The sequence below is a fragment of the Actinomadura sp. KC06 genome (genome assembly GCF_004348735.1).
In the GTDB taxonomy this organism is placed as follows: Bacteria; Actinomycetota; Actinomycetes; order Streptosporangiales; family Streptosporangiaceae; genus Spirillospora.
Genome location: NZ_SMKT01000273.1, coordinates 1 through 6,818 on the forward strand (window position 1 = coordinate 1; position 6,818 = coordinate 6,818).

Below are 6,818 nucleotides of genomic sequence, written 5' to 3' on the forward strand. Positions count from 1 at the left end.
AACCCGGTGGCCGGGCCGGCGCCCCCGCCCGCCCCAGCCCCGGCGCAGCCGAGGGACTTCGTCGGGCAGCTGCCGCCCGCCGCGCCGCCGCCCGTCCCGCCGCCGGGCCCCGCGCCCTACAAGGCGGGCGAGCAGTTCCAGCAGCGCGGTTACGCCCCGCCCGGCCCGTACGACCAGGGCGGATACCCGCCGCAGTACGCGCCGCCGAACCAGCCGCCGCCGGGCGCGCTGCAACGCGGCCCGGGCCCCTACGACCCGCAGACGCAGGACGCGCAGCGCCGCGTCGAGGAGCGGGCACGGGCCGAACGCGACCGCCGCAAGCCCTACGGCTGGTACCGGGTCCTCAGCTTCCTCGTCCTTGTCGCGCTGCTCGGTTTCGCCGACATCGCGCCGTTGCTCGCGGTCGGCGCCACCGTCGCGGGCGTGCTCGTCCTGCGGATGGCCGACAAGGCCGCCAAGGGCATGGAGGGACGGCAGACGCGGCGCGGACCGCGCTCCGGCGACGCCGTGGCCGCCGCGTTCAGGACGCCGCTGCACCTGCCCGGCGCGCTGATGTCCACGGTGCTGTGGACGTCCCTCAGCTTCATCGCCGGGCTGATCATGCTTGGCGTGCTGATCTTCGCCAAGTCCGACATGACCGCCTCGAACGCCATCGCGTACTCCGCCATGGCGGTGATCGGGCTGCTCTGCCTCGCGCCGGGCAGCGGCGCGCCCCGGCGGCAGCTCGCCCGGGTCTGGGGCGCGATCTTCCCGCGCACGGAGGCCGCGCTTGCGGGCGCGCTGATCGTCGGGATCTTCGCGGTGGTGCTGGTCGTGCTGTCCCAGGAGCAGCCGCCCGACACCACCCCGCTGGACGGCATGGGCCAGGATTTGGAGAGCCTGCGCGCCGACGTCCGCGACCTGGTGTACGGCCTCCCGGGCATGTGACTGGGCGCAACCCGGCAGAGCGCCTCCGGTCGGTAGGGTGGCGTGCTATATGAGCGGCGAGATCGGCCACCAGGAGCACATCGGTCCGTACCGGCTGCTGTCCCGGCTGGGCGGCGGCGCCGGTTCCGGCGGCACCGGTTCCGGCGGCGTCGTCCACCGCGCCGCGGGGGCCGACGGCCGCGACGTGGCGATCAGGCTGCTCCCGCCGGGCGCCGGCCCCGACATCGCCCGCATGCGCGAGGTCCTCAGCCCTTACGTGGTGGACGTCCTGGACGGCGACTCCGCCGCGTCCCGGCCGTATGTGGTGTCCCGGTTCGTCCCCGGACGGCCGCTGGCGGAGACGGTCGCCGAGCAGGGGCCGATGTCCGGGGACGCGCTGCACCGCATGGCGTTCGGGCTGGCCAAGGCGCTCGCCGCCATCCACCGGACCGGTCTCGCGCACGGCGAGCTGGGACCGGAGACGGTCCTCGTCGTGGACGGCGCGCCGGTCGTCGTCGACTTCGCGCTGACGGGAAGCCCGACCGCCGGCGGAGACGTCCGGGCATGGGCCGCGACCGTGACGTTCGCCGCCACCGGCGACCACGAGGCACCCGCCGACGACCTGCCCACCGGCCTGCGCCCCCTGGTCGTCGCAGCCGCAGACCCAGACCCGGACGCCCGTCCCTCGGCGGACGAACTGGCCGAGGCGACGTCCCGCCTGACCATGCCCACGGCCCCGGCACCGCGGCGTCCCGAACCACCGGCCTCTGTGCCGCCGCCTGCCGCACCCCCGGCCGCACCGCGCCCGCCCACGCCCGCCTCCGCGACGGCTGCGGACGCGCATGAGCTGGCCGTCGCGAAGGGTTGGGCGCGGCTGCTCGCCGCCATGGTCGTGGTGATCGCGGTCGGCATCGCGATCATGGCGCCGATCGCCGGGCTCGTCCTGTCGCTGGGCGCGGTGACGCTGCTGCGGGTCGCGGGGACGACGGCGCGCGGCTGGGCGTGGGCGTTCGGGCGGACGCTGCTGACCGTCCCGTACGCGGCGGCGTTCACGGTCGCCGTGCCGCTCGGGCTCGTCGCGGTGTCGGCGGTAGGCGGGGAGATCGACTCGCTCAGCGCCTGCGCGTTCGGCGCCGGGACGGGAGCGGCCGTGCTGTGGACGGCCCCCGGCGTCAGCGGCCCGCGACGCCAGCTCGAGCGGATGTTCCTGTCCGTCGCGCGCAGGCCGAGGCGCATCGCGGCGGCCGGGATCGTCCTCGGCGTGCTGGCGCTGGCGGCGGTGTTCGGCGTGCTGTCGCTGACGCCGAGCTTCTCCCCGATGTACGGATTGCAGAGCTCGCTGGAGGGCACGATGGACCGGCTGCAGACCGCCGTGAACCGGTTCTAGTGAATTTTGCCCGGGCACTACCCGCGAGTAACATCGAGGGGCATGGCCGAATCCGGGACCCGGGTCCGAAGCCCGTTCGGGTGTTTGGCAGGCTGTGACATCGAATCCGCCGCTGACCTCAGCGGCCAACTGAGTGCAGGGAGGTCGGCCACCGGCCATGAACATCGTCGTCCTGGTGAAGCAGGTTCCCGATACGGAGAGCCCGCGCAAGCTGAAGTCCGATGACAGCACGCTGGACCGCGCCGCGGCGGACGGCGTCATCAACGAACTCGACGAGTACGCCATCGAGGAGGCGCTGCGGATCAAGGAGGCCCAGGGCGACGGCGAGGTGACCGTTCTGTCCATGGGCCCCGACAAGGCCTCGGAGTCCATCCGCAAGTCCCTGGCGATGGGCGCTGACAAGGCCGTCCACCTCGTCGACGACGGCCTCGCCGGCTCCGACGCGCTGCAGACGTCCTACGCGATCCAGCAGGCGCTCGGCCGCACCGGGTTCGACCTGGTGATCCTCGGGTCGGAGTCCACCGACGCGCGGACCGGGATGCTCGCCGCGATGCTCGCCGAGCGGCTCGGCGTCCCGCAGCTGTCGCTCGCGAACAAGGTCGAGATCGACGGGACGTCCATCAAGGTGCAGCGGCAGACCGACTACGGCTTCGACCGCGTCGAGGCCACCCTGCCCGCCGTGGTCAGCGTCGTCGAGAAGATCAACGAGCCGCGGTACCCGTCGTTCAAGGGGATCATGGCGGCCAAGAAGAAGCCGGTGGAGACGCTCGGCCTGGCCGACGCCGGCATCGACGCGGGCCAGGTCGGCCTGGCGAACGCGGCCACCGAGGTGGTCGACTTCGCCGAGGCGCCGCCGCGCGCGAAGGGTCAGATCGTCACCGACGAGGGCGACGGCGGCGCGAAGATCGCCGAGTTCCTCGCGTCGAAGAAGTTCGTCTGACCGGGGAAGGGGATTAGCGAACAATGGCGGAGATTCTCGTCCTCGTCGACCATGTCGACGGTGAGGTCAAGAAGGTCACGCTCGAACTGCTGACGCTGGCGAACAGGCTCGGCGAGGCCGCCGCGGTATGGGTCGGCCCCGGCTACGAGGGTGCGAAGGACAAGCTCGGCGAGTACGGCGCGGGCAAGGTGTACGTGGCCGCCGACGAGGAGCTGACCTCCTACGTCGTCGCGCCGAAGGCCGCGCTGCTCGCGCAGCTCGTGAGCGAGAAGTCCCCGGGCGCGGTGCTCGTCGCCGCGACCGCCGAGGGCAAGGAGATCGCCGGACGCCTCGCGGTGAAGACCGGCTCCGGCGTGCTCACCGACGTCGTGGACGTCACCGACGGCTTCGTCGCCGAGCACTCCATCTTCGGCGGCGGCATCATCGCGCACGCCCGGGTGCGGACCGGCACGCCGATCATCGCCGTCCGGCCGAACTCGGTCGCGCCCGAGGTGAACGCCGCGACTCCGGCGGAGGAGCAGGTGACGGTCGCGCTGTCGGACGCCGACAAGGCCGCGAAGGTCGTGGAGAAGGTCGTCCAGGAGAAGGGCGAGCGCCCGGACCTGACCGAGGCCGCGATCGTCGTGTCCGGCGGACGCGGCGTCGGCGGCGCCGAGAACTTCTCGATCATCGAGGGCCTGGCCGACTCGCTCGGCGGCGCCGTCGGCGCGTCCCGGGCCGCGACCGACGCGGGCTGGTACCCGCACTCGTTCCAGGTCGGGCAGACCGGCAAGACCGTGTCGCCACAGCTCTACATCGCGGTCGGCATCTCCGGCGCCATCCAGCACCGGGCCGGCATGCAGACCTCGAAGACCATCGTCGCCATCAACAAGGACCCCGAGGCGCCGATCTTCGAGCTCGTCGACTACGGCGTCGTGGGCGACCTGTTCCAGGTCGCGCCGCAGCTCACCGAGGAGATCACCAAGCGCAAGTGATCGGGTGTGCGAGCGCGCCCCGGCGACGGACCCGTCGCCGGGGCGCTTCGCGTCTCAGGAACGTTCCGGCGACGGGGAGCGGACGGCCGACAGCAGCTCGGGCTTCAGCAGGCCGCTCACCTCGCCGTACGGGACGACCGCGTCCTGCGTCCCGCACGCCATGGTGTAGCCCAGCAGCCCGGCGTGGAACGCGACCCGGACGCCCTTCGGGGTGAGCGCCATCGCGATGTCGGCGGTGTTGACGTACTTGGACGGGGTGTCGGCCCCGCCCGGCGGAGCCGCCTGGTCCGCGTTGCCGCCGCAGTAGCCGCCGCCGGGCATGTTCGCCTCGATCCGCGTGTCGAGCGGCGCGAGCGCCTGCGGGGTCGCGGCGCGGAACAGCCCGGGCGGACGGTAGAGCGTCCCGGTCCGCAGGTCGACGACGGCGGCGGCCGGGTTGTCCCAGCCCGAGCCGCGCTCCCCCTGCAACGAGACCGTGTACCAGACTGACAGCAGCCGGTCGGTGCGCATCAGGATCTGCGGTCGCACCATGTCGGTGTAGGGGCCCCTGCCGATGTCCTTCAGCCCGTTCCTGGTCTTCGCCCAGCGCTGTTCGAGCGGCGCCCGCAGTGCCTGGTTGATCTTCCGGTTGAGCGCGGCGTCGCCGCCCGTGACCCGGACGATCTGCCCCTGCGCCTGGAACGTCATCCCGCGGCCCATGTCCTGGCGCGGCTCGCTGAGCGCGACGAGCTGCGCCGCGATCGGCCTCGCCTTCGGCGTCTCGTCGGCGGTGGCGACGTAGACCGCCGCGCCGCCGCCCGCGGCGACGGCGGCGGCTCCGCCCGCGACGGCGGCCGTCCCCTTCGCGCCGAGCGCGCCGAGGACGCCGCCCTTGCCCGCCGCGCCCGCGCCCGCGGCCCCGGCTCCGCCCGCGCCCCCCGCGCCCGCGCCGGCGGCTCCGGCTCCGGCGGCGCCCGCGGCGCCCGAGGCGGCACCGCCGGACGCGATGCCGAGCGCGGTGAGCGGGAACAGCATGGACAGCGCGGCCGCCGCCCCCGCGAGCGTCCGGACGCCCTTCGCCTCCCAGCCCGGCCCGTACGCGCCCGCCGCGACCGACTCCAGCTCCGCGACGAACCCGGACGCGCCGAGCGGACGGTCCCACGGGTTCTTCGCCAGCCCGCGCTCGATCAGCGGGCGGAGCGGCTCGGGGACCGCCTCCACCGGGATCGGCGCCGTCAGATGGCGGCCCATCAGCCCGGCCTGGTCCTCGGCCGTGTAGGGCCGACGGCCCGTCACGCACTCGAAGAACACGCACGCCGCCGCGTACACGTCGGTGGCGGGGGAGGCGGGCTCGTCCCGCCACTGCTCCGGCGCCATGTAGACGGGGGTGCCCGACCGTCCGGACTCGCCCGCGTCCACGGCGATGCCGAAGTCGATGAGCTTGCTCAGCCCGTCGCCGCGCACGATCACGTTCGCGGGCTTGTAGTCGCGGTGGACGATCCCGACGTCGTGCGCCGCCGCCAGGCCCATCAGCGAGCCCTTCAGCACGGTCAGCGCGGCCTCGGGCTCCAGCGGCCCGCGCTCGGCGAGCACCGCCTTGAGGGACGCGCCGTCCACCGCCTCCATGACGATGGCGGCGCCGTCCGGCGCCTCGACCAGCCCGAACAGCTGGGTGACGAACGGGTTGCGCAGCCGCCGCAGCAGCCCGGCCTCGGCGCGGAACCGCGTGCGGAACCCCTCGTCCCCGGCGAGGGACTCCGCGAGGTACTTGATCGCCGCCGGGAGGCCGGTCGCGTCGTGCCGCGCGAGCACGACGCGGCCCTGCCCGCCCTCGCCGAGCACCCGCAGCTCCGTGTAGCCCGGGACCCGCCACTCGCTCATCCGCCGCCCCCATCGCCAGGAAAGAACACCGATGGGGTTATATCGGATCGCGCGGCGGACCAGGAAGGTCAGGCCGCGACGGGCTCCGGCCGCGCGTCGCCCGCGCGGCCCGCGTCCGTGTGGCCCGCGTCCACCGGGACATCGGCCTGCGCGGCGACGTCGCCGCCGGCGCCGAGCGGGACGTAGCGGGCGCCCGCGGCGACGAGCAGCGCCAGCACGACGACCGTGCCGACGCCGACGCGCAGGGACGTGGCGTCCCCCAGGAACCCGACCACGACCGGGCCGAGCAGCAGCCCGCCGTAGCCCATCGCGCCGACCTGCGCGACGGCCGCCGCGGGACGGTCCGGCGCCGCGGTCCCCGCCAGCGAGATCGTCGTCGGGACGACCGTGCAGACCACCAGCCCCGTCACGAAGAACCCGGCGATCGCGACGGACGGCGCGGGCGCCAGCACGACGACGGTCATCCCGAGCGCGGTGCCGAGCCCCGCGCCGGCCAGCAGCCGGCGGGTGCCGACCCGCATCCGGACGCGGTCGCCGACGAGCCGTCCGAGCAGCATCGCCAGCTCGAACATCGGGTACCCGGCCGCGGCCACGGCCTCGGTCGCGCCCATCTCGTCGTGCAGCAGCAGCCCGCTCCAGTCCGCGATCGTGCCCTCGGCCATGAACGCGATGAACCCCAGGACGCCGACCAGGTACACGGCGGGCGGCAGGCGGCGCGCCGTGTACCTGGTCGGCGTCCTGGGGTTCATCG

5 protein-coding genes and 1 pseudogene are annotated in these 6,818 nt (G+C 74.3%); 4 read left to right on the plus strand and 2 right to left on the minus strand.

Features of this window, described 5'->3' with window-relative positions:
- The 4 genes and pseudogenes from E1287_RS44425 to E1287_RS41085 form a co-directional block, all read left to right on the plus strand.
- Positions 1-927, plus strand: a pseudogene (locus tag E1287_RS44425) (hypothetical protein); the annotation flags it as partial.
- A gap of 49 nt (positions 928-976) precedes the next feature.
- Positions 977-2,293, plus strand: a complete 1,317-nt coding sequence (locus E1287_RS41075) for a hypothetical protein (RefSeq protein ID WP_131971205.1) — start codon at positions 977-979, stop codon at positions 2,291-2,293.
- A gap of 157 nt (positions 2,294-2,450) precedes the next feature.
- Positions 2,451-3,233 carry an electron transfer flavoprotein subunit beta/FixA family protein gene (locus E1287_RS41080; protein WP_131971207.1) on the plus strand — a complete coding sequence of 261 codons (783 nt, stop codon included), beginning with the start codon at positions 2,451-2,453 and terminating at the stop codon, positions 3,231-3,233.
- Between the two features lie 23 nt (positions 3,234-3,256).
- Positions 3,257-4,207: an electron transfer flavoprotein subunit alpha/FixB family protein gene (locus E1287_RS41085; protein WP_131971209.1), complete on the plus strand. Its 951-nt coding sequence runs from the start codon at positions 3,257-3,259 to the stop codon at positions 4,205-4,207.
- A gap of 54 nt (positions 4,208-4,261) precedes the next feature.
- Here E1287_RS41085 and E1287_RS41090 read toward each other — a convergent pair whose 3' ends face one another.
- A complete protein-coding gene (locus E1287_RS41090) occupies positions 4,262-6,067 on the minus strand; it encodes a serine/threonine-protein kinase (protein ID WP_131971211.1) in 1,806 nt (601 codons plus the stop codon).
- Positions 6,068-6,135: 68 nt separating this feature from the next.
- Positions 6,136-6,818 (minus strand): MFS transporter (locus tag E1287_RS41095; protein WP_131971213.1); only part of this gene is annotated, 683 nt, incomplete at its 5' end.